The organism is Alcaligenes sp. WGS1538, assembly GCF_043187505.1.
Taxonomy (GTDB): domain Bacteria; phylum Pseudomonadota; class Gammaproteobacteria; order Burkholderiales; family Burkholderiaceae_B; genus Alcaligenes.
In genome coordinates this window covers 1,436,637-1,459,109 of the sequence record NZ_CP171109.1, presented here as the reverse complement: position 1 = coordinate 1,459,109, position 22,473 = coordinate 1,436,637, and the positions used below count along the sequence as shown (strand labels likewise).

Sequence of the window (22,473 nt, the reverse complement as noted above, 5' to 3'; positions counted from 1 at the left end):
ACCTCTCTGCCTTAACGCGCTTCGGGCCGAGCGGGGACGGCCAGATCAAGCGCGAGATTGAGTTCCAGCACGTGGACCCGCGGATCACCCAGCACGCCTAGCTGGCGCGGGCTGGTGTATCTATCCATGAGCAGCCGCACCTGTTCCACCGGCACGCCCCGGGCCCTGGCGACGCGCGGCGCCTGCAATTGCGCGTTGGCGACCGAAATATGAGGATCCAGGCCCGACGCCGAGGCCGTCACCGCATCGACGGGAACGAGGGCGTCGGCCGCCAGGCCGTTCATCTTCCGGTAGGCCAGGGTGCGCTCGGCCACGGCGTCGCGCAGCTGCCTGCTGAGCACGCCCTGATTGCTCGCCGCGCCGGCTGCGGCGTTGTAGGGCTGGGCGGCGGCGCGGGACGGGTCGTCCGGGGCGGCGCCCATGGTCGCGCTGGGTCGGCCGTGGAAATACTCCGGCCCGGTGAAGTGCTGGCCGATCAGGCGGGACCCCGCCACCTTGCCGTCCTTCACGACCAGGCTGCCCTGAGCCTGATCCGGAAAAAGGGCGACGCCGACCCCTGTCGTGGCGAGCGGGTATGCGACCCCCGCGAGCAGCATGAAAAAGACGGCCGAAACGATCACGGGCCGGGCCAGGCTCTTGAAAAATGATGGCGATGAGCTGCCCGCAGCGGAAATAATGCTGGTCGACATGAAATTCGCACCTCAGAAACTTGTTCCGTCGAGCATCAGCAGATGTTCGACAATCGGGCCGAGCGCGAGCGCCGGCATGAAGGTCAGCCCGCCAACCACCAGGACCACGAAGATCAGCAAGCCGGTGAACAGCGCCGAGGAGGTCGACAAGGTGCCCGGCCCCTCGGGAATGGTTTTCTTGGCCGCCATGACGCCCGCGACGGCCAGCATGGGCAGCAAGGTCAGGTAACGGCCGATCAGCATGGCCAAGCCTATGCTTGTATTGAAGAATGGGGTATTGGCATTGAAACCCGCGAACGCCGAACCGTTGTTGGCCGTGCCCGACGCATAGGCGTACAGCACTTCGCTGAAGCCGTGCGGCCCCAGGCTGGATAGGCTGTCCAGGGTCGCCGGCATCAGGCTGGCGAGCGCTGTAAAGCCCAGAATGCTGAACGAATGCGCAAGCAGGGCCAGCATCACGTACTTCATCTCGCGCGCCTCGACTTTCTTGCCCAGGAACTCCGGCGTGCGCCCTATCATCATGCCCACCAGGAAAACCGTCAGAATGGCGTAGCTGACCAGGCTGATGAACCCGACGCCTATGCCGCCGAACACATTGTTCAGCATCATCTGCGCCATCGGAACCAGGCCGCCGAGCGGCGTCAGCGAAGAATGCATGGCGTCCACCGAGCCGGTCGTGGCCGCCGTGGTCACGGTGGCGAACATGCTGCTTTGCGCGATGCCGAACCTCACTTCCTTGCCTTCCATATTGCCCCCGCCCTGCACGGCGCTCGGCCTCTGATCCACTCCCAGGGACGACAGCAAGGGATTGCCGGCCTGCTCGGCGCTGTAGGCCAGCCACAGAAATCCGATGAACATCACGACAAAGGCGGCGAACAATGCCCTGCCCTGGCTCCTGCGCCGCACCATCGCGCCGAAGGCATAGGTCAGGGCGGAGGGCACCAGCAACATGCCGAGCATGTGCAGCGTATTGGTGAGCGGGGTCGGATTCTCGAAGGGGTGCGCGGCATTCGTGCCGAAGAAGCCGCCGCCGTTGGTGCCTATGTGCTTGATGCTCTCCAGGCTGGCGACAGGGCCCAGAATGATCTGCTGCCTGGCACCTTCCAACGTGTCCGCCACGATCTGCGCGTCCAGCGTCTGCGGCACTCCCTGCCAGACGTAGACCAGCGCCATCAGAAAGCTGGCGGGCAGGAGCAGGCGATACAGAGAACGGGTGAAGTCCACCCAGTAATTGCCGATGTCGGCCGCGCTCTTGCGACTGAGGCCGCGCATGAACCCGCCGGCCGCCGCCAGCCCCGTGGCCGCGCTGACCGACATCAGGAAGGTGATCACGGCCATCTGCGACAGGTTGGAGAGGCTGGATTCGCCTGAATAAGCCTGCCAGTTGGTATTGGTGGTAAAGGACACCGCCGTGTTGAACGCCAGATCAGGCGGCTGTGCGGCGCGCGCGAGCGTATCGCCGGGCAGCAGGCCCTGCAGGCGCAGCAGCACATAGCCCAGCAGCAGCATGGCTGCGTTGCTCAGCAGCAAGGCCAGGCCGTAGCGCTTCCAGGACATTTTCTCGTCCGGATCGACGCCCAGCATCCGGTAAGTGCCTCGCTCCAGAAAGCCATGACGGGGACTAGTGAAAAGATGCGCTATCCATTTGCCTAGCGCCACGGCCAGCAGCGCCATGACCGCAAGAATAACGGCGAATTGAAAAATGTCCTCAAGCATGACGGCCTCCATCAGATTTTCTCGAGACCGATGGCAAAACCGACCGCCGCCGCAAAGAACATCAATATCAGGGACACGAATACAAGATCACCCATATATGCACCTATGAAAAACGCGAAGGTCCCTTGGACCGGACATCAAAACTTTTCAGCCTTCACCAGGGCATACAGCAGATAGACAAAGAGGCAGGCTGAAACGGCGCCCGCCAGCATGGTGGTCAATGAGGCATTCATCGAGAACTCCCAGTCGAATCCGGAAGGCGGCCGCCTCAGGCAGGCACTGGCCGGAAACCGGAATTTCAAGTTTTCAGGACTGCCGATCCTGGAGCGCCCGGACCGTCGGTGGACCGGACGGCGCAGACACTGCGCAAACCGGCAGCAGACGTGAAAAGTCTAAGATTTCCCGTATAAATTCAGAGATGTGTTTAGACGCCTGCGTATAAAGACGGCATATGGATGAGCGCCGCGCCCGACGGGGCCAGCTTGTCGATGCGCCTTGGGCTGGTCCGGTTTGCCAAGGATGGACCAGGCGTTCGAGCCGCCCCTCGAACCAGCGCTGAGCAAAAAAATCCCCGGCCAGAACCGGGGGGCTTCGATTCGCCCCGGGCGCGTCGGCTCCGGGGCGTTCACGCAGCGCAGCCGCGGCATCGAGCCTCGGCCGCCGGCTGCGCATGATCTCAGGCGTAATGCACGACCGAACGAATGGACTTGCCTTCGTGCATCAGATCGAACGCTTCGTTGATCTGCGTGAGCGGCATGGTATGCGTGACGAAAGGCTCGAGCTGGATGCGGCCGGCCATGGCGTCCTCCACCATGCCGGGCAGTTCGCTGCGCCCCTTCACGCCGCCGAAGGCCGTGCCCATCCACTTGCGGCCCGTCACCAGCTGGAACGGACGGGTGGAAATCTCCTGCCCCGCGCCGGCCACGCCGATGATGACGCTCTGCCCCCAGCCGCGGTGAGCGCTTTCCAATGCGGCGCGCATCACATTGACGTTGCCGATGCACTCGAAGCTGTGGTCCACGCCCCAGCCGGTCATCTCCACGACCACTTGCTGGATCGGCTTGTCGTGATCGTTGGGGTTGACGCAATCGGTAGCGCCGAAGGTGCGAGCGAGTTCGAACTTGGCGGGGTTGGTATCGATGGCGATGATGCGGCCGGCTTTGGCCAGCTTCGCGCCCTGGATCGCCGCCAGGCCGATCCCGCCCAGGCCGAACACGGCCACGGTGTCGCCTTCCTGCACCTTGGCGGTATTCTTGACCGCGCCCAGGCCCGTGGTCACGCCGCAGCCCAGCAGGCAGACATGCTCGGGATTGGCCTCGGGGTTGACCTTGGCCAGCGAAACTTCGGCCACCACGGTGTATTCGCTGAAGGTGGAGCAGCCCATGTAGTGGTAGATGGGTTCGCCATTGTAGGAAAAGCGGGTGGTGCCGTCGGGCATCAGGCCCTTGCCCTGCGTGGCGCGCACGGCGGTGCACAGATTGGTCTTGCCGCTCTTGCAGAACAGGCATTCGCCGCATTCGGCGGTGTACAGCGGGATGACGTGATCGCCGGGCTTGACGCTGGTCACGCCTTCGCCGACCTCCACCACGATGCCGGCGCCTTCATGGCCCAGCACGGCGGGAAAAACGCCTTCAGGGTCGTCGCCGCTGAGCGTGAAGGCGTCGGTGTGGCAGACGCCCGTATGCGTGATCTTCACCAGCACTTCGCCTTTTTGCGGCGGGGCGACGTCGATCTCGACGATTTGCAGTGGTTCTCCAGCTTTGAAGGCGACGGCTGCGCGTGATTTCATGTAACTGTCCTTTGGTTGGTGAGCGTAAGAATGAGATGTCCAGGAAGCGATCCGCGGCCAGGCGGATCAGCGCAGATACGCGCGCACCAGAGCGATGGCGTCATCCACGGACGATTGCCGGGCATCATCCTCGCTGGCCAGTGGAGCGAGCTCCTCGCGCAGATGGCTCTCCAGCACTCCGGCCATCAGTCCATTGACGGCGCCGCGCACGGCGGCGATCTGTTGCAGCACGGGCCCGCACTCTTCCCCCTGCTCCAGCGCCCGTTCCAGGGCATCGAGCTGCCCGCGTATGCGACGGACACGGGAAAGAACACGTTTCTTTTCTTCTGGCGTGTGTGGCACGAAGAGCTCCCTGAACATACATGCCCCCAGTATATCAAATATACTGCCCAGGGGTATATGGAAAACCCCTAGACGCAGGCTGCGCACCGGAAAGAGTCAAGACGCCATGCAAAAAAAAACCGGGAACATCGTTCCCGGTTTTTTTCATCGCGACAAGGCGGTCAGTCCTGCTTGCCATCCTTGAGCTGGGGCAGAGCCGAACCGGCCGCAGGCGCCAGCAAGCCGGTCTGGGTATAGGTGAACAGCTTGTTGCGGGTGTCCACGATATCCAGGTTGCGCATGGTGAGCTGGCCGATGCGATCGCGCGGCGAGAACATGCTGTCGACCTTTTCCATGCTCAGACGCTCGGCCTTGTAGGTCAGGTTGGGCGAGACGGTATCCAGGATGGAATAGTCGTTGCCGCGGCGCAGTTCCAGCGTGACTTCGCCGGTGATGGCGCGGGCCACCCAGCGCTGGGCGGTTTCGCGCAGCATGATGGCCTGGGGGTCGAACCAGCGACCCTGGTAGAGCAGGCGGCCCAGGCGCAGGCCGTTGATGCGGTACTGTTCGATGGTGTCTTCGTTGTGGATGCCGGTGACCAGGCGTTCGTAGGCGATGTGCAGCAGCGCCATGCCGGGAGCTTCGTAGATGCCGCGGCTCTTGGCTTCGATGATGCGGTTCTCGATCTGGTCGCTCATGCCCAGGCCATGACGGCCGCCGATGCGGTTGGCTTCCAGCATCAGTTCGACGGGATCGGCGTACTCCACGCCGTTCAGGGCCACGGGCTGGCCTTCCTCGAAGCGCACGCGCACTTCTTCGGCGGGCACGGCCACGGCGTCCTGCCAGAAGGCCACGCCCATGATGGGCTTGACGATGCGTATGCCGGCGTTCAGGTGCTCCAGGTCCTTGGCTTCATGGGTGGCGCCCAGCATGTTGGAGTCGGTGGAGTAGGCTTTTTCGGCCGACATCTTGTAGTCGAAGCCGTTTTCGCGCATGTACTCGGACATCTCGGCGCGGCCGCCCAGCTCGTCGATGAAGGTCTGGTCCAGCCAGGGCTTGTAGATCTTCAGGTCGGGGTTGGTCAGCAGGCCGTAGCGGTAGAAGCGCTCGATGTCGTTGCCCTTGTAGGTGCTGCCGTCGCCCCAGATATGGACGTCGTCTTCCTTCATGGCGGCCACCAGCATGGTGCCGGTCACGGCGCGGCCGATGGGCGTGGTGTTGAAATAGGTGACGCCGCCGGTGGAGATGTGGAACGCATTGCACTGCAGTGCGGCGATGCCTTCGGCCACCAGTTGCTGGCGGCAATCGATCAGACGCGCGACCTTCGCACCGTATTCCTGGGCCTTGCGGGGGATGGCGTCGTAGTCGGGCTCGTCGGGCTGGCCCAGGTTCGCCGTGTAGGCGTAAGGGATGGCGCCCTTGTTACGCATCCAGAGAAGGGCGGCGCTGGTGTCCAGGCCGCCGGAAAAGGCGATGCCGACCTTCTGGCCGACAGGAATGGATTCGAGGATGGTTGTCATTATCGAGTCAGTAGTGGTGTGCAAGTACGTGCCCGCCCGCCGGACCGCGTGGCGGCCCTGCCCGGGACAAGGTCAATATGTCATTATATCGTCAGGACCGGCACTGGACACCCTCGCCCTGGAGGGATTTGACCACCCGGCGCGCGCGAACCACCTTTTCCGTGGAGAATGCTCATGCCCGACACCCCCACCCTGCCCTCCATCAGCCGCTATCCAGTGCCGGCGCTGGCCGACCTGCCCGACGACATCCGCGCCCGCATCGAGGCGGTGCAGGAGAAATCCGGCTTCATCCCCAACGTCTTCCTGGCCCTGGCGCACCGTCCCGACGAATTCCGCGCCTTCTTCGCCTACCATGACGCCCTGATGGACAAGCCCGGCGGACTCACCCAGGCCGAGCGCGAAATGATCGTGGTCGCCACATCGGCCGCCAACCAGTGCCACTATTGCGTCATCGCCCACGGCGCCATCCTGCGCATCCGCGCCCGCGACCCGCTGATCGCCGACCAGGTGGCCATCAACTGGCGCAAGGCGGACATCAGCCCGCGCCAGAAGGCCATGCTGGACTTCGCCATGACGGTCTCGCAACGCTCGCAGGAGCTGGGCGAGGCCGACTTCCAGAACCTGCGCGACCATGGCTTCAGCGACGAAGACGCCTGGGACATCGCGGCCATCAGCGCCTTTTTCGGCCTGAGCAACCGCATGGCCAATTTCATGTCCATGCGCTGCAACGATGAATTCCACCTGCTGGGGCGCGTTCCGCGCTGAGGTCCATGCGCATCGTCCTGTTGGCGGCGGGCTTTGTGTGCGTGGCGCTGGCCGTGGCCGGCGCCATCCTGCCCTTGCTGCCCACCACGCCCTTCGTGCTGCTGGCCGGCTGGTGCTTTGCGCGCAGTTCGCCGCGGTTCCATCTGTGGCTGCTGGAGCATCGCTGGCTGGGGCCGTACCTGCGCAACTGGCAGGACGGCCGCGGCCTGACCCGGCAGGCCAAGCGGCGCGCCCTGGCGCTGCTGTGGCTGTCCCTGGCGCTCTCGGCCTGGCTGGCCGAACAGGCCGGCTGGCTGCGCGTGCTGCTGCTGATCCCCGGCGCGGGCGCCACCTGGTACCTGCTGCGCTGCAAGACCCTGGAAACGGGCGGCCCCGTCGCCGCGCCGGATCGCATCCAAAAAGATTTACACTAGCGTTTTTGCTCGAATTCTCGTTCAGTCCCATGTCCGCTCCCGTCATCCTGCTGGCCGCCGCCTTCATCACCAACCCATCTGGCCAGATCCTGCTGGTCCGCAAGCGCGGCAGCCCGTATTTCATGCAGGCCGGCGGCAAGCTGGAAGCCGGCGAAACCCCGCTCCAGGCCCTGCAGCGCGAGCTTGAAGAAGAACTGGGCCTGGCCGGCTCCGAAACCGCCCACGCCCGCTACGAGGGCTTCTTCGAATGCCCGGCCGCCAACGAACCGGGGCATGTGGTGCACGCGCACGTCTTCACCCTGACGCTGGATCGCGCCATCCAGGCCGCCGCCGAACTGGAAGAAGCGCGCTGGGTCGACCCGGCCCAGGCCCGCGAACTGCCCCTGGCCCCGCTGCTGGAAGAACACATCCTGCCGCGCCTGGCGGCCGTCTGAACACCCCGTGACGATGCGTTTTTTGGCATAATGACTGGCCTTTGGCCGCCAGTGCGGCGGCCGCGGCTCCACGCCCAGTCCGGCCCGCAAAGCGGGCTTTCTTCATTTGCCGGTTATCTATGTCCTCTGTTCCCAGCCAAGGCGCTGTCGTCACTTTCACTTTGCAGCAATTGCGCGCCGCCACCCAGGCGGGAGGCATTCTGGGCGTGTCGATCAAGGGCCAGGGAAACCATTTTTTCGTGCAGATCGCCACGCGCGCCGGCCAGGCCGTGCTGGTGACGGCGCGCAGCAAGGACCCGCGCAGCTTCAAGAGCCCCTTGCAGGCCATGATCCTGCTCAAGCAGATCGGCATCGTCACCGGCCAGTTCGACCTGAGCCAGTACTCTCCCGACCAGCATGAAACGCCGGTGCGCACGCGGCGCCGCCCCGCCACGCCCAGCAAGCTGGGCCTGCGCTGGAACCGCATCGCCGAGCGCATCTCCAGCCCCGAACAGCCTTCGCTGGACGACCCGTTCCTGAACATCAATGAAGAACAGGCGCGCCGCCTGATGGCGCGCCAGGAAAACCAGCAGCTGAGCCTGCTGGGAGGCAAGCCTAACTGAACGACGACGCTGTGGCCGGCGTTGTCCTTGGCGTTGAAGAAAGGCAAAAAAAGAGCGCCCGCAGGCGCTCTTCGCATGGCAGGCCCTTAGGCCCGGCACAGCTCGCCCACGCGGTAGGCCTGCGCCAGCGCCGCCTGCAGATCATCCTGCAGATCTTGCACATCTTCCAGGCCGGCATGCAGGCGCAGCAGCTGCCCCTGCCCGAACAGCGGCCGGCCATCGCGCCGGGGCATGTCCAATGGCAAGGCAAGGCTTTCGAATCCGCCCCAGGACAGGCCGATGCCGAACAGCTTCAAGCTGCGGAAGAAGCGCGACAACTGCTTGGTGGACAAGGGCTCCAGCACCACGCCGAACAGGCCCGTGGAACCCAGGAAATCCCGTTTCCAGAGCGCATGCCCCGGGTGCGAGGCCAGGGCCGGGTGCAGCACCTGCAGGACCTGCGGCTGCCGTTCCAGAAAGCGCGCCAACTGCAGGGCGCTGGCCTGGTGCTGACGCAGGCGCACTCCCAGCGTGCGCAAGCCGCGCAAGGCCAGGAAGGCATCGTCGGGGCCGGCAGTCTGGCCGAAGTCATGCGCGGCGCGGCGCAGCAAGGGCCAGGCCCGTTCATTGGCCGTGGCCACGCCCAGCAGGGCATCCGAATGACCGGTCAGGTATTTGGTGGCGGCCTGCACCGAAATGTCGACGCCATGCTCGAAAGGCCTGAAGAACAAAGGCGTGGCCCAGGTATTGTCCATGATCACATAGGCGCCGGCCGCGTGCGCGCAGCGGGCGATGGCGGGAATATCCTGGATCTCGAACGTGCCCGAACCGGGCGACTCCACATAGACCGCCTTGGTGCCGGACCGGATCAAGGCGGCGATCCCTGCGCCGATGGACGGCTCGTAGAACTGCACCTGGATGCCCATGCGGCCGGCCAGCACCTGCTGGGCGAAGGCGCGAATAGGGCCGTAAACAGAGTCAGGCAGCAGCACATGGTCGCCTTGCTCCAGCACGCTCAGCAGGGCGTGGCTGCAGGCTGCCAGACCTGAAGGAAACAGCCAGGCACGGTGTCCGCCCTCGAGCTCGGCCACGGCCTGCGCCAGCGTCTGCAAGGTGGGATTGGTGAAGCGGCCGTAGGAGGCATAGGGATTGTCCGGCTCCTTGCGCTCGGTCCACTGTTCCAGTGTATCGGCCAGGATGGTCGAGCCCCGACAAACCGGCACGTTCACGAAACCGTTCGATACCGCCGCATCGCGGCCCAGATGAGTCAATCGGGTGTTCCTGTATTCACAATCACGCATGCTGTTTTCCTGTCTATGACCGGTCCGTCTGCGGACCGATAGGAACAGTCTACGCAAGGCGCAGGAAGGAATATTGCGTTTTTCCGCCTCTGGACCCACAATCAGGACAATTTAATTCCCATTACTTGCTTAAGTCTGGAAAATGATTGCTCATGCTGGATAAATTCGACAAAAATATTCTTGAGCTGCTGCAGAACGACGCCACTTTGTCCATCCAGGACATCGGCGATCGAGTGGGCCTGTCCAGCACGCCCTGCTGGCGCCGTATCCAGCGCCTGGAGCAGGACGGCTATATCGAGAAACGGGTGGCGCTGCTGAACCAGGAAAAGCTCAACGTGGGCGTGACGGTGTTCGTGGCCATCAAGACCAATCAGCACAACAAGCAGTGGTACCGGCAGTTCTCCGCGGTGGTGGACGCCATCCCCCAGATAGTGGAGTTCTATCGCATGAGCGGCGACACGGATTATCTGCTGCGCGTGGTCGTGCCGGACATCAGGAGCTTCGATCGGGTCTACCAGCGCCTGATCAGCGAAATCGAGCTGACCGATGTCAGCTCCAGCTTCGCCATGGAGCAGATCAAATACACCACCCGCCTGCCTTTGGACTACGCCTGAACGCCCGGACGGACCTGGAACCCGTCCAAGGCGCTAGAACTCGTATTCCACGTCCAGCGTGCGGCCCGGCATCAGGCGCTGCGGCTCGGATTGCGCCAGCATGGCCTGCATGCCGAACAAGGTGCCCTGGGGAAACTGCCGGCTGGCCGCCAATGCCAGCCCCGGCTGCACGCCGACTTGGCCAGTGGCCTGATTCACATTGGGCATGGGGCAACGCGTACAAGGCCGTATGAAGGCAAAGCTCAGACCCGGCGCGCTGACGCCCAGCACATAATCCTCTTCGTAGGCGGGCAGGCCTTCAAACACGATATTGGCCCGGAAGCGGTCCATGGGCACGGCCTGCTCGCCGGACTGCACCACACGCTGATTGAGCTCATCCAGGGACGCCTGGTTGGCGAACAGAAACGGCAAGGCGTCGGCAAAGGCGAAGCCCTGCTCCTGTCGGCTCACGTCCCGCCAGCCATTCGCCTTGTCCAGCCAGGGCTGGACGCGTTCGGGCAGCACGTAGCGCCGCGCCGCGTCGTGGCGGCGCAACAAGCGGCACGGCGTCTGCAGGAAGGCGCTGAACCATTGCGCAACCTCGTCGCCCTCATCCCGTCCCAGCGTATCCGCGCTCCAGATGCGCACCGGCACAGGCGCCTGCGCGCGGTCCGCGCCATCCAGCGACCAGGACAGCGTCTGCATGCCGGGCGCCTGGACCGTGATGCATCTCGCGGACACCTGCGGCCGGATCAGGGCCATGCGCGGCCAGCGCCGCTGCGTCATGAAGATCCCCGCCTCGTCCACTACGACCCATTCCCGGTCGTGGTCCAGCCCCGCCGTGCTGATTCCCACTCCTTCCGGATGTGCCTGGGCGCCGCAGGATTTGATGGGGTAGGTGTACAGGCCGGTAATGGTGATCATGACGATGCAGAGCAAGATGATGGGCAATGGCACATTCTAGAGCATCAGCCCGACCGTCTGCACGCTGGCTGCTGTTCGTCGCCATGAGCGGACGCGGCGCTTGACGTGGCGTCCTGCGGACAAGCACCGCTTGACAAAGCACTTAACTTATGACTTAATAGTTGCTTGATCGCGCAAATCATCCATTACATTAAGAACTTGCGATCGAACCCAAGCGCATGGCGTTACCCCGGTCAGCCTTGCTTGAAGTCCATGGCTGCTGCCGTCGGACCTTGGGTAAATACCGAGGCACTTGCGTGCCAAAACTTTCATAATCATTTTTCACGCCGCCCGAACAGGGAACCTTTCCCAAAAGGCTGCGTACAAAACCAGCTGTGCAACCGGCGCTCCCGACCCGACACGGGACCGCCTGCCGCATCGATGCGCCACATCGACCCTGTTGCCGGCCTGCATCCGTCTTTCAGGCGGATTTTTAAAGCATGAGGCCTGTTTGCTCACCAGAGCGCGGCCCGTTCCGGTGTCATAAAACTTCAACAAGAACACGATGTAATGGCGCCATACGAATAGGAAGAAATACATGAAGAACATCTATCCAACCGGCTTGATTTCGCGTCCCGACCATATCGCCCTGAACAAGACCGACATCCGCATCGGCGACACGGTCTATCTGCAACCTAAGAACGGCCCGCGCATGGCCGGCACCGTCATTTTCAGCTCGCCAGTGCATGGCTGCACCACCTACACGGCCGACAGCCTGACCGAAGGCCAGGGTCCCAAGGTACGGTTCCGTTTCCGCCTGCAGGACGTGCATCACGTGGCCCCGCGCCACGCCGGCCATCACCTGAACTGAGGATCGCGGCGCCGCGCCGCCCGCTCCTTCCTCTGACGGCAGGAAATATTACAAACCGTAAAGAAACTGCCGGTTTCGACTTACAATAGTTGCGGCTTAAAACTTACCCGGCGCCGCCAGGCGTCTTTCACACGCGCGCGCGTAAATGGCAATGGGTTTTATTTCGACGCAACTTCCCTGGTTACGTCCTCCCTGGCGCCAGACCATCCTCACCGGTCTTTGCCTGTTCGGACTGATCTACATGCTGACGCTGCTGGGCATATCCACGCGGCGTCACGACATGCTGGCGACCTTCTGGCCGTCCGACGCCATCGCGCTGGGGCTGTTCCTGCGCCACCGCGACTGGGGCGCCCGCCCCGCCTGCTGGCTGGCCGCCGCCCTTGGCTACCTGTGCGCGGAACTGAGCAATCAAAGCCCCGCCCTAATCTCGACCATGCTGGCGGCAGCCAATATGCTCAGCTTGGGCCTCGCTTACCGCCTGCTGACTCGCGGCCCCCATGTGGACCTGTCGCTGCGCCGTCCCCAGGCCATTCTGGCGCCGGTCGCCTACTGTGCGCTGGCTTCCTTCGCCTCCTCGCTGCCCGGCGGACTGGCCCATCACCTGTACACCCGGCAGGATCTGCTTTCGGCCTGCCTGTCCTGGCTGATCACGGGCTTGCTCACCTACACGGCGATCCTGCCCGTGCTCCTGACTGCGCCGCCCGAGCCCCTGAAGCGTCTGCGTCAATACTGGAACGAGCCCCACACCCTGACGCTGGCCGATCTGGCGCCCGCTGCCCTGCTGCTGCTCAGTTGCCTGCTGAGTCTGTTCATCGGCGGGCCGGGCTCGCTGGCCTTCCCCGTGCTTCCCTTGCTGTGGTGCGCGTTGAGCTATCCGCTGTTCGGCACCGCCCTGCTCACCCTTCTCTACGTCCTGTGGTCCCTGTTCGCGGTGTGGCAGGCAGCCAGCCTGTTGCCCGATGCCTCCTCGTCTTCGTTGAATTCGCTGTCCATCCGCATCGGCATCGCCTCCATCGCGCTGGCGCCCATCACCGCCGCCTGCATCATGGCCGCACGCAACGAAGCAGTGGAAAAATTGCAGCGCCTGGCCCTGTACGACGCACTGACCGGCATGCTCAACAAGCCCGCCTTCCACCAGCAAGGCCAGGCCCTGCTGATCCGGTGCAGGCTGAGCCATACGCCGGTCAGCGCGCTCCTGCTGGACATAGACCATTTCAAGCCGGTCAACGATACGCATGGACATCATGCCGGCGACCAGGCCCTGGTGGCCGTGGCGCACCGCATCCAGACCGCGCTGCGCGATACCGATCTGTGCGGCCGGCTCGGCGGCGAGGAGTTCGGCATCCTGTTGCCAGACTGCAGTCCCATGCAGGCCCATGCGGTGGCGGAGCGCGTGCGCCAGAGCGTTGCCCGCGAACCCGTACTGCTCGAGGACGGGCAAGAACTGGCGCTGACCGCCAGCCTGGGGGTGGCCACGCTGGGAGCCGACACGCCCGACCTGAAGTCCTTGCTGCGCCAGGCGGACAAGGCCCTTTACCGGGCCAAGCACGCCGGCCGCGACCGCAGCCATTCCTTCGACTGGCCGGATCCCGCAGCGGACGCTTGACTGTTTTCGTAACGGGCATGATACTTGTGTATCAATAGGAAACATAACAGAGGCGTACATGCCCCAGGTTCAAAGCTCGACCTTGTGCGAAGCCTGCCTGCAATTGCCGCAAGGACTGGCCACGGCGGAACCGCATGCCGATCTGCGCCTGCTCGGCCTGCATCCGCCCGCCCGCGACGGCTCTCACGAAACCCAGTATCGCTGTCAGCGCTGCCAGACACATTGGCTATTGCGCACCAACCGCTGGGGTGTGCCTGAAGGTTTCCGGCTCAAGCCGCTGTAGAAACCGCACTTATCCACAAAAAATGTGGGTAACCCTGGGGAGAATCCCCGGCCGGAGCCCCGGGGCCAGCCAGGAGCAAGGCCTCGCGGCGGCCCGCATCGCTCCCGTCACCGCTTGACCAGCGCCTGCGCCGTGTAGGCAAAGCGCAGCGCATGAACTACCATGACTGCTTTGCCTGTTACCCGTTCCCGTATGTCCGCCCTGCTGTTTGACACCGAAACCACCGGCACCGCCCAGCCGCAGATCATCGAAGCCGCCTGGCTGCGCCTGAGCGACCCCGTCTTCCTGCTCGTCGACGAAGAATTCGAGCAACGCTACCGCCCCGATGAAGCCATCGCTCTGGGCGCACTGGCCACGCATCACATCTACGACGAAGAACTGCAAGACTGCCCTCCGCACACCGACTTCGCCCTGCCGGCGGACACCCAGTACCTGATAGGCCACAACGTGGACTACGATTGGGGCTGCGCCGGTCGCCCGGAGATCAAGCGTATCTGCACCTTGGCGCTGGCCCGCCACCTGCTGCCCGGACTGGACAGCTACAGCCAGTCCGCGCTGATCTACCACATTGATCGCGCCAATGCGCGCGAGCGGTTGCGCCAGGCCCACTCCGCCTTGGCGGACGTGCGCAACTGCCTGTCGCTGCTGCAGTTTCTCCTGAGCCATACCCAGAACGTCCACACCTGGGAGCAGCTCTGGCAACTGTCGGAAAAAGCCCGCATCCCCACCGTGCTGCGCTTTGGCAAGCACAAGGGCATGGCGATCGCCGACGTGCCGCAGGACTACAAGAACTGGCTGCTGCGCCAGCCCGACCTGGACCCCTACCTGATCAAGGCGCTGAAAGGCCAGGCCTGAACCGGACAGCCTCGCGATATCCCTAATGGAGCGGCGGGCGTTTTTGCCCAACCATAGAAGTCCCTGCAAGCACTTCATGAGGTGGCAAATGACCGAGGTTTCATACGTCACGAAAGATATGAGTCGGGACCCCTACGAACGCATCACGTATCTGGGGGGAGCAGGCTGGCAACGTTCGCAGCCTGAGGTCGTACAACGCATCGAGCAAGGCCTGGAGGATTACTACATCACTCTGCATGGCGTCCCGGCCAAGCTCGTGGTGGCGCTCAGCCGCTTCGGCGCCAAATACCTGAAAACCGAGATCGAAGGCGAGGAACCTCATTTCCTGCTGAGCCTGCCGGCCAGCCCGGGTTGACCATGATCCGCCCCGCGGCGGGGCATTCCATCCGAAGCAAAAAACGCGGCCTGGCCGCGTTTTTTCGTGGACCTGCGCTTTTTACTTGACCAAGCGCCACTGGCCGTCGCGCACGGTGATCAGCTCCCGCCCGCGCTCGTCAAAGCCGCTGTGATCCTCGGGCGACATATTGTAGACCCCCTGCGTGGCCACCAGTTCGCGCGTCTGTTCCAGAGCGTCGCGCAAGGCGGCGCGGAACTCGGGCGTGCCCGGCTTGGCCTTGGCCGCCGCCTGCGGAATCGCTTTTTCCAGCAGCAGGCCGGCATCGTAGACATTGGCGCCGAAGGTGGCCGGGGCCGTGCCGTACTTGGCCGTGTAGCGCTGGATGTAGTCCTGCGCAATGGGCTTGGACGGATTGCTGTCGGCGATCTCGGGCAGCACCAGCATCAGGCTGGCGGCCAGCACCGTGCCCTCCACCTGGGCGCCGCCCAGTTGCAGGAAGGCCGGCAGCGCCGCGCCGTGGGTCTGGTAGATCTGCCCCTTGTAGCCCTGCTTGACCAGCGTGACCTGCGGCAGCACGGCCGCCGCCCCGGTGCCCGCCACCAGCACGGCGTCAGGCTTGGCCGCAAAGATCTTCAGCGCCTGGCCCGTCACCGAGGTGTCCGAACGCACATAGCGCTCGGTGGCCACGATCTGGATGTTGTTCCTGGCGGCCAGATCCTTGAAGACATTCAGCCAGCTTTCACCATAGGCGTCGTTGAAGCCCAGGAAGGCGGCGGTCTTGACTCCGTGTTCGACCATGTGCTTGACCAGCGCGGCGGCGATGATGTCGTCGTTCTGCGTGGTCTTGAACACCCACTTCTTCTCCGGCGTCATGGGCAGCACCACGGAAGCCGCCCCCACCGGCGCCAGCACGGGCGTGCCGGAATCGGCGGCGAATTGGATGATGCCCATGGCGTTGGGCGACCCGGTGGGCCCGATCAGGGCGTCGATCTTGTCCTCGGAGATCATCTTCTTGAACAAGGTCACCGTCTGGTTGGGATCGCTGGCGTCGTCCATGGACACGTACTCCACGCTCAGGTCGCCGACCTTGGCGGGCAGAAGAGGCACCGTGTTGCGTTGCGGCAGCCCCACCACCGCCGTCGGCCCGGTGGCCGAAGCGATCACACCGATCTTGACCTGGGAATGGGCCGGCGCAGCCACGGCGGCCAGCAGGACGGATGCGGCAAGTAAAGTTCGAGTCAGCTTCATGGTTTTCGTGGAGCCGGCGGCGCGGCCCTTCCCCCTAAAAATCGGCGCGCACGCCTCTATGAACGGATCAGCGCATAAGATACCAAATTCAGTCCGGCACCGGGTGCGCAAAGCCGGCACTTTGGCCAGGTCTGCTTACAATTGCGGACCGGTGCCCCTGGGAAAGTAGTTTATAACTAGCCTACTGTTTATTACTGCGAAAGGCGTCCCATGTCACTTCAGCAACTGCTGCAACAGATCCTGCAAAACAGCCAGAGCACCGATCCCGATCGGCAGCAGCGCGGCCTGGGCGGGAAGCTGGCTGAGCAGGCCGGCGGCTTTGGCGGCGGCGCCGTCGTTGGCGGCCTGCTGGGTCTGCTGCTGGGGAACAAGAAGTTCCGCAAGATGGGCAGATCCATGGCCGGCTACGGCGGAGCGGCGGCCCTGGGCGCATTGGCCCTGAAGGTCTACCAGAACTGGCAGGAACAGAACGCCGGCCAGCGCCTGGAACCCGTACCCGTGCAGGCGGTGCCGCCGGCGCCGCTGCCCGTGCAGAACGCGCCCTCCAGCGCGGCCGATACCCACGCCATGGTGATTCTGGCGGCCCTGGTGTCCGCCGCCAAGGCCGACGGGCATATGGGCGAGCCCGAACGCCAGTTGATCGAAAACGAAATCGCCAAGCTCTCCGCTCCCGAGCAGGCGCGGCTGTGGCTGTCGAAGGAACTGCTCAAGCCCGTGGATCCGCAAGCTGTGGCCGGCCTGGCCCAGACGCCGGAATTGGCGGCCGAGATCTACCTGGCCAGCCTGCTGGTCATCGACGAGCAAAGCTATATGGAACGCGCCTACCTGGACGAGCTGGCGCGCCTGATGTCCCTGCCGGACTCCCTGCGCAAGAGTCTGGAAAATCAACTGCAGTCGGAGGCGCAAACGTAAGACATGGTCAAGAAGGCTTGTCAGGGGGCCATGAGCCGCCCACAATGCATGCCTGTTTTTTCTCCCGGGTGCATGCTTCACCCGTCCTGATGACTCAACAAGGAAGAAACCCATGAAAAAAACACTGACTTTGGCTGCCAGCTCGCTGGCATTAATGGGTCTGGTCGCCTGCACGGCTCCGCAAACCGCGTCTGACGCCCCTATTTCGAAACGTCAAATGGACAAAGAGATTTCCCTTGAGGCCTATCACTGGCGCCTGTTCGCGGCCACCGGCAAGGATGGGCAGCCGCTGCCCGCCATCCCGGGCGCGGACGGCAAGCAGGTGACCCTGAACTTCACGGACCGCCAGGTGTCCGTGGACGGCCTGTGCAACCTGCTCAGCGGCGGCTATGTCGTCAACGGGTCCAGGATCAGCATCACGCACCCGGTGAGCACCATGAAGGCCTGCGCCGACGAAAAGCTGATGCGCGACGAACATGCCGTGGGTCAACTGCTGCCGACCGCAACCGACTGGAGCATGGCCAAGGCCGATTCCGCGCCTGACAATCCGGCGCCCGTCCTGACCCTGACCTTCCAGGACGGCACCAAATGGCGCATGAAGGGCGAGCCTACCGCATCCACGCGCTACGGCAGCGAGCCCGAACGCGTCTTTCTGGAAGTGGCGCCGCAGCGCGAAGCCTGCTCGCATCCGCTGATGCCCAATTACCAGTGCCTGAAGGTGCGCGAGATCCAGTATGACGGCAACGGCGTCAAGACCCATACCGGCCAATGGATGTACTACTACGGCGACATCGAGGGCTACACTCACGAACCCGGCGTGCGCAACGTGCTGCGGGTCAACCGCTACACCTTGAAGAACGTTCCTGCGGACGCCTCCAAGCATGCCGACGTGCTGGACATGGTCGTGGAGAGCGAGGTCGTACGGCCCTGAGCACTCCGGCGCTCGGCCCCAACCGGCCTGCGGGCCGGTTTTTTCATGGCCCGCGACACCCGCCGACACGATATGGTAACCATACAGTACAAAGCCGAGGGAAACAGTGGCAATGGCCATAAACGGTTACGCAATGCCCGCTTCGGACACACCGCCGGGAGGCTGGATGCCCTTAGTATGAACACATCCCGGGCGTAAGCATTCACCTCCCCGTACGTCCGGCTTCAGGTCCCCCGAGATTCGGGGGACTTTTTTTCGCCCGCCGCCAGCTTGCTCCCTACTTCAACGGCCCATAGAACACAAAAAAGGCCCCGGCGCAGATCAGGGTGAACCCCACCAGATGGTTGAGGGTGAAGCTCTCTTTCAGGTAGAGCACCGAAAACACGGCGAAAACCGCCAGTGTGATGACTTCCTGGATGGTCTTGAGCTGGGCGGCCGTGTAGACCGTATGTCCCAGACGATTGGCGGGCACGGCCAGGCAATACTCCACCAGGGCGATGCCCCAACTGAGCAGGACGACCTTGAGCAAAGGGCTGTGAGGAAACTTCAGATGTCCATACCAGGCGATGGTCATGAACACATTGGATGCCAGCAGCATCAGAATGGGCAGGATCTTGGCCATGTTCCATATATACCGAGACAAGCGGCCGGGGCCGCGACCGCGCCAGTGTAGCGCTACTGGAGCTCGAACGTCGTCAGGCTCATCCAAGTGCCCGGCCAGTCAGGCGATCCGCATGCGCGCCCCTCCCCTCTGCGCAACACTCGGGCGCCCGGCGGTCTGGACATAGGCATGCCCCCTTCCATAGACCCCGACTGCACGCTACTATTTGTCGCATTTGCCGCCTTACGGCAAGGCGACTCCTCTTTCCGCGCGCCATCATGCCACTTCCCCTCCGGACCACTCCAGCCCTCATCCCGGGCTTCGACGCTTCCCTGACCCTCTTTGACGCTTCCCCCGTATCCATGTGGCTGGAGGATTACAGCGACGTCTTTGAATTGTTTGACCAATGGCGGGAACAAGGCATAAGCGATCTGGGCGCTTTCCTGCAAGCTCGCCCGCAGTTGGCGGCGCAGTGCTCGGCGCGCATCCGGCTGCTGCATGTGAACCCCGCCACCCTGGCGCTGTACGCCGCTGGCAGCTTCGACGAACTATCCGAGAGGCTCGACGAAGTGCTGCGCGGCGATACCTTGGAGTCCCTCATCCAGGAACTGCTGCAACTCTGGTCCGGGCAGGCGCGCTTCCAGGGCCGCAGCGTCAACTACACGCTGGACGGCCGGCGCCTGGACATCCTGCTCAAGGGCGTGCTGCTGCCCGCCCACGAACGCCATGGCGACCGCGTGCTGGTGGTCATCGAAGACGTGAGCGAACTGGAACAGGCCCGGCGCCGCGCCCGCGACAGCGCCCTGCATGCGCTGAGCCTGTTCCAGCAGGCGCCCGTCTCCCTGTGGGTGGAAGACTTCAGCACCATACGCGGCCTGCTCGATGAACTGCGCAGCCACGGCATCACGGACCTGCGCACCTTCACCGACGTACACCCTGAATTCGTGGAGCGCTGCATGGCGGAGATCAAGGTGCTGGACGTCAACCAATACACCCTGGACATGTTCAAGGCCGGCAGCAGGGATGAACTGCTGACACGCCTGCCCGAGGTGTTCCGGGAGGAAATGATTCCCAGCTTCCGCGAGCAGCTGATCGATCTATGGGAAGGGCGCCTGCTGCAGCAGCGCGAAGTGCTCAACCACACCCTGGACGGCACGCCGCTGAACATCCACCTGCAGTTCTCCGTATTCCAGGGTCATGAAGACAACTGGAACCAGGTGCTGCTGGCCCTGACCGACATCACCGCCCGCAAGAAGGCCGAGACCTACCTGGAGTACCTGGGCAAGCACGATGTGCTAACCAAGCTCAAGAACCGCTCCTTTTACGTGGATGAGCTCAACCGCCTGAGCCGCAAGAACATCCTGCCCACCTCCGTCATGGTGCTGGACCTGAATCATCTGAAGGAGACCAATGACAGCCTGGGCCACATCAGCGGCGACGCCCTGCTGCAGCGCGTGGGCGAGGTGCTGCTGCAGGCCGTGGACAAACCCTGGCACGCCGCCCGCGTGGGCGGAGACGAATTCATCATCCTGATGCCCGGCGCCGACGAGGCCGCCGCCCACGCCCTGGCCGAGAACATCGGCAAGCTGGCCGAACTGAACAATCAGTTCTACAGCGGCCCGAAGATCGCCCTGTCGATCGGCGCAGCGACGGCGCATGAGCCCAACTGCCTGGAAGCCGTCCTGCGCCTGGCCGACCAGCGCATGTACGACGCCAAGCGCGACTACTACGAGAAGACCGCCCGCAACCGCCGCCAGGCTTGAAACCACGAAAAACGGGCCCGGGCGCATAAGGCCCGGACCCGTTCATCAGCGGCGCGGCGCAGAAAGCCGCAGCCCGCGGCGCTTACGCCTCGTCGGACTGCAAGGCGCGGAACACCAGCGCCCCAAGCATGCCCCCGACAATAGGCGCCAGCCAGAACAGCCAGAGCTGGTCGATGGCCCAGCTGCCCTGGAACAGCGCCACGCCGGTGGAGCGTGCCGGATTGACCGAGGTGTTGGTGATGGGGATGCTGATCAGGTGGATCAGCGTCAGGGCCAGACCGATGGCCACGCCCGCCAGGCCGGCGTGGCCGCGCTTGTGGGTGGCGCCCATGATGATGAACAGGAAAAATGCCGTCAGCACCACTTCGGCGACCAGGGCGGAAGCCAGCGGATAGCCGTCAGGCGAATGCGCCCCGTATCCGTTGGAGGCAAAGCCCGCGGATACATCGAAACCAGCCTTGCCGCTGGCGATCAGGTAGAGCACGGCGCCGGCTGCCAATCCGCCCAGCACCTGAGCCACCACGTAGGGCAACAGTTCACGGGCCGGGAAACGACCGCCCGCCACCAGGCCGAAAGTCACGGCCGGATTGATGTGGCAGCCCGAAATGGGCCCGATGGCATAGCACATGGTCAGCAAGGTCAGGCCAAAGGCCAGGGCCACGCCGGCAAAGCCTATGCCCAGTTCCGGGTAGGCCGCGGCAAAGATCGCGCTGCCGCAGCCGCCAAAAACCAGCCAGAAAGTCCCAAAAAATTCCGCACCGCAACGTTTCGTCAAAGTCATGGCCGCCTGCCCTCATCAGTGAAAAGAAGAACGAATTCTAGACAGGCCCGTTTGCGCCTGTCCATGGAGCAATCTTCAATAATTGACAAGCCCGTGGCGAATGGGCGGATCAGCCCAGACTCCATTCAGATGCGTCGCAAAACATTGTCGTTATTGTTATTTTTTGAACCGAAATAGCAAGAAAGAAAAATAAAACACGAATTGAAGCAGGTTTTTCTCCAAAGAAATCCAGGGGCCAATTTGCCAAGTCGATGCCGAAATGGTTTCTTGAACGGCTCAAAACGCTGATGGCATCAACCCAGTCCTAGGCCATCCATACCAAACAGAAAATTCAGCGGATGGCTGATACGTTGTACGGCTTTTGCGCGAACGCTCCGCCGTTTGGGCCAACTACAGCGGCGCCGTTCTCGAAGCATCTATTTTTTTCAGGCGTTCCGCATTTGATGCAATAAAAAACGCCCGCGGCGCGGGCGTTTCTTCAAGCAGGACGGGCGCCTTACTTGGCGGCGTCGATGCGCTGCTGCATGCGCTGGGCGCGCTCCTTGGAACCGGGGTGCGAGCTCATCACGCTGCTTTCGCCACCGTCCAGCTCGGCCAGTTTTTCAAAGGCCGTCACCAGGCCCTGGGTCTTGAGCTTGCGTTCGGTCAGCAGATCGAAGGCGTAATCGTCCGCGGCCGATTCCTGGGACTGGGAGAATTGCGCGTTCAGCAAGGCCTCGGTGAGCTCGCCCAACTGGCTGGAGTTCAGCTGCGTGACCACGCCGTTGCCCGAGGCGGCCGCCAGATCGCGCGCAGCCGACAGGCCGTAGGCGGTCTGCATGGCTTTCTTGCTGTGGCCCAGCTCGACGTGGCCCATTTCGTGACCGATCACGCCGCGCAGCTCGTCGTCGTTCATCTTGTCCATCAGGCCGGCGTACACGCGGATGCAGCCGTTGGCCATGGCCCAGGCGTTGACTTCCTGTACCTGGTACACCTTGAAGTTCGGCGTCTGGCCATTGAGCGACTTGCTCAGCGGCTTGACGATGCGCTGCAGACGCTTGTTGTACTTGCTGTTGGGGCTGGCCACCTTGTTCTGTGCGTCCATCTGCTTGCAGGACTGATCGGACAGGGCGATCACTTCCTGATCAGACAGGTTGTAGGCTTGCAGCGCCTTGCTGCCCGCGCCCACCATGCCGCCCACGTCCATCGTCTTGCAACCGGCGGTCAAACCCGCCACGGCCAATACGGCAGCCAATGCACCAAAACGAAAAGTCATCACTC

At 63.4% G+C, this 22,473-nt stretch carries 25 protein-coding genes; 13 read left to right on the top strand and 12 right to left on the bottom strand.

All coding sequences use genetic code 11. The features are described 5' to 3' along the window. Nucleotides 1-11: 11 nt before the first annotated feature. The 6 genes from kdpC to argG all read right to left on the bottom strand — a co-directional run bounded on the left by kdpC (nt 12) and on the right by argG (nt 6,035). Nucleotides 12-689, bottom strand: coding sequence for a potassium-transporting ATPase subunit KdpC (gene kdpC, locus ACF3ND_RS06775; RefSeq protein ID WP_394065313.1), 678 nt, complete (start codon nt 687-689; stop codon nt 12-14). Nucleotides 690-701: 12 nt separating this feature from the next. After that, the gene (kdpA, locus tag ACF3ND_RS06770) at nt 702-2,405 is read right to left on the bottom strand and encodes a potassium-transporting ATPase subunit KdpA (protein WP_394065312.1); all 1,704 of its coding nucleotides are present in this window, start codon (nt 2,403-2,405) and stop codon (nt 702-704) included. A 137-nt stretch (nt 2,406-2,542) separates the two neighbouring features. Continuing rightward, nucleotides 2,543-2,638, bottom strand: coding sequence for a K(+)-transporting ATPase subunit F (gene kdpF, locus ACF3ND_RS06765; protein ID WP_394065311.1), 96 nt, complete (start codon nt 2,636-2,638; stop codon nt 2,543-2,545). 443 nt (nt 2,639-3,081) lie between these two features. Next, the gene (locus tag ACF3ND_RS06760; RefSeq protein WP_394065310.1) at nt 3,082-4,194 is read right to left on the bottom strand and encodes an S-(hydroxymethyl)glutathione dehydrogenase/class III alcohol dehydrogenase; all 1,113 of its coding nucleotides are present in this window, start codon (nt 4,192-4,194) and stop codon (nt 3,082-3,084) included. A 66-nt stretch (nt 4,195-4,260) separates the two neighbouring features. After that, nucleotides 4,261-4,536 (bottom strand): formaldehyde-responsive transcriptional repressor FrmR, encoded by a 276-nt coding sequence (gene frmR / locus ACF3ND_RS06755; protein ID WP_394065309.1) that lies wholly within the window; start codon nt 4,534-4,536, stop codon nt 4,261-4,263. Between the two features lie 161 nt (nt 4,537-4,697). Next, on the bottom strand, nt 4,698-6,035 hold the full coding sequence (argG, locus tag ACF3ND_RS06750; protein WP_394065308.1) for an argininosuccinate synthase: 1,338 nt from the start codon (nt 6,033-6,035) through the stop codon (nt 4,698-4,700). A 174-nt stretch (nt 6,036-6,209) separates the two neighbouring features. Here argG and ACF3ND_RS06745 point away from each other — a divergent pair, with 174 nt between their 5' ends. From ACF3ND_RS06745 to ACF3ND_RS06730, 4 genes are all read left to right on the top strand, one after another. Beyond that, on the top strand, nt 6,210-6,800 hold the full coding sequence (locus tag ACF3ND_RS06745) for a peroxidase-related enzyme (RefSeq protein ID WP_394065307.1): 591 nt from the start codon (nt 6,210-6,212) through the stop codon (nt 6,798-6,800). Between the two features lie 5 nt (nt 6,801-6,805). Next, nucleotides 6,806-7,213, top strand: a complete 408-nt coding sequence (locus tag ACF3ND_RS06740; protein ID WP_394065306.1) for a YbaN family protein — start codon at nt 6,806-6,808, stop codon at nt 7,211-7,213. A gap of 29 nt (nt 7,214-7,242) precedes the next feature. After that, complete coding sequence (locus tag ACF3ND_RS06735) at nt 7,243-7,647, top strand: NUDIX domain-containing protein (protein ID WP_394065305.1); 405 nt, start codon at nt 7,243-7,245, stop codon at nt 7,645-7,647. A gap of 119 nt (nt 7,648-7,766) precedes the next feature. Then, nucleotides 7,767-8,249, top strand: a complete 483-nt coding sequence (locus ACF3ND_RS06730; protein WP_394065304.1) for a hypothetical protein — start codon at nt 7,767-7,769, stop codon at nt 8,247-8,249. Between the two features lie 86 nt (nt 8,250-8,335). Here the strand turns inward: ACF3ND_RS06730 and metC are convergent, their stop codons facing one another. Beyond that, nucleotides 8,336-9,529, bottom strand: coding sequence for a cystathionine beta-lyase (metC, locus tag ACF3ND_RS06725; RefSeq protein ID WP_394065303.1), 1,194 nt, complete (start codon nt 9,527-9,529; stop codon nt 8,336-8,338). 155 nt (nt 9,530-9,684) lie between these two features. On the opposite strand from metC, the gene ACF3ND_RS06720 reads away from it, so the two are divergent. Then, on the top strand, nt 9,685-10,143 hold the full coding sequence (locus tag ACF3ND_RS06720; RefSeq protein ID WP_394065792.1) for an Lrp/AsnC family transcriptional regulator: 459 nt from the start codon (nt 9,685-9,687) through the stop codon (nt 10,141-10,143). Between the two features lie 33 nt (nt 10,144-10,176). Here the strand turns inward: ACF3ND_RS06720 and ACF3ND_RS06715 are convergent, their stop codons facing one another. Continuing rightward, a complete protein-coding gene (locus ACF3ND_RS06715) occupies nt 10,177-11,046 on the bottom strand; it encodes an MOSC domain-containing protein (RefSeq protein ID WP_394065302.1) in 870 nt (289 codons plus the stop codon). Between the two features lie 577 nt (nt 11,047-11,623). Between ACF3ND_RS06715 and ACF3ND_RS06710 the strand changes: the two genes are divergently transcribed. The 5 genes from ACF3ND_RS06710 (at nt 11,624) to ACF3ND_RS06690 (ending at nt 14,995) form a co-directional block, all read left to right on the top strand. Further along, entirely contained in the window at nt 11,624-11,896 is a 273-nt protein-coding gene (locus ACF3ND_RS06710; protein WP_394065301.1) for a hypothetical protein, read from the top strand. A 151-nt stretch (nt 11,897-12,047) separates the two neighbouring features. Further along, complete coding sequence (locus tag ACF3ND_RS06705; RefSeq protein WP_394065300.1) at nt 12,048-13,502, top strand: diguanylate cyclase; 1,455 nt, start codon at nt 12,048-12,050, stop codon at nt 13,500-13,502. 58 nt (nt 13,503-13,560) lie between these two features. Continuing rightward, nucleotides 13,561-13,785: a hypothetical protein gene (locus tag ACF3ND_RS06700; RefSeq protein WP_394065299.1), complete on the top strand. Its 225-nt coding sequence runs from the start codon at nt 13,561-13,563 to the stop codon at nt 13,783-13,785. A gap of 162 nt (nt 13,786-13,947) precedes the next feature. Next, on the top strand, nt 13,948-14,640 hold the full coding sequence (locus ACF3ND_RS06695; protein WP_394065298.1) for a 3'-5' exonuclease: 693 nt from the start codon (nt 13,948-13,950) through the stop codon (nt 14,638-14,640). A gap of 118 nt (nt 14,641-14,758) precedes the next feature. Continuing rightward, nucleotides 14,759-14,995, top strand: coding sequence for a DUF3892 domain-containing protein (locus tag ACF3ND_RS06690; protein WP_394065297.1), 237 nt, complete (start codon nt 14,759-14,761; stop codon nt 14,993-14,995). A gap of 81 nt (nt 14,996-15,076) precedes the next feature. Here the strand turns inward: ACF3ND_RS06690 and ACF3ND_RS06685 are convergent, their stop codons facing one another. After that, nucleotides 15,077-16,225, bottom strand: a complete 1,149-nt coding sequence (locus ACF3ND_RS06685) for an ABC transporter substrate-binding protein (protein ID WP_394065296.1) — start codon at nt 16,223-16,225, stop codon at nt 15,077-15,079. 210 nt (nt 16,226-16,435) lie between these two features. Between ACF3ND_RS06685 and ACF3ND_RS06680 the strand changes: the two genes are divergently transcribed. Both ACF3ND_RS06680 and ACF3ND_RS06675 read left to right on the top strand, forming a co-directional pair. Next, nucleotides 16,436-17,137, top strand: a complete 702-nt coding sequence (locus ACF3ND_RS06680; RefSeq protein WP_394065295.1) for a tellurite resistance TerB family protein — start codon at nt 16,436-16,438, stop codon at nt 17,135-17,137. 217 nt (nt 17,138-17,354) lie between these two features. Continuing rightward, nucleotides 17,355-18,068 carry a DUF4377 domain-containing protein gene (locus ACF3ND_RS06675; RefSeq protein WP_394065294.1) on the top strand — a complete coding sequence of 238 codons (714 nt, stop codon included), beginning with the start codon at nt 17,355-17,357 and terminating at the stop codon, nt 18,066-18,068. Nucleotides 18,069-18,345: 277 nt separating this feature from the next. On the opposite strand, the gene ACF3ND_RS06670 is transcribed toward ACF3ND_RS06675, so the two are convergent. Then, nucleotides 18,346-18,690: a DMT family protein gene (locus ACF3ND_RS06670; protein ID WP_394065293.1), complete on the bottom strand. Its 345-nt coding sequence runs from the start codon at nt 18,688-18,690 to the stop codon at nt 18,346-18,348. Nucleotides 18,691-18,947: 257 nt separating this feature from the next. On the opposite strand from ACF3ND_RS06670, the gene ACF3ND_RS06665 reads away from it, so the two are divergent. Next, nucleotides 18,948-20,432 carry a diguanylate cyclase domain-containing protein gene (locus ACF3ND_RS06665; protein WP_394065292.1) on the top strand — a complete coding sequence of 495 codons (1,485 nt, stop codon included), beginning with the start codon at nt 18,948-18,950 and terminating at the stop codon, nt 20,430-20,432. A gap of 82 nt (nt 20,433-20,514) precedes the next feature. On the opposite strand, the gene aqpZ is transcribed toward ACF3ND_RS06665, so the two are convergent. Together aqpZ and ACF3ND_RS06655 are read right to left on the bottom strand one after the other, a co-directional pair. Further along, a complete protein-coding gene (gene aqpZ, locus ACF3ND_RS06660) occupies nt 20,515-21,213 on the bottom strand; it encodes an aquaporin Z (protein ID WP_394065291.1) in 699 nt (232 codons plus the stop codon). 496 nt (nt 21,214-21,709) lie between these two features. Next, a complete protein-coding gene (locus ACF3ND_RS06655; protein WP_394065290.1) occupies nt 21,710-22,468 on the bottom strand; it encodes a M48 family metallopeptidase in 759 nt (252 codons plus the stop codon). Between the last annotated feature and the right edge of the window lie 5 nt (nt 22,469-22,473).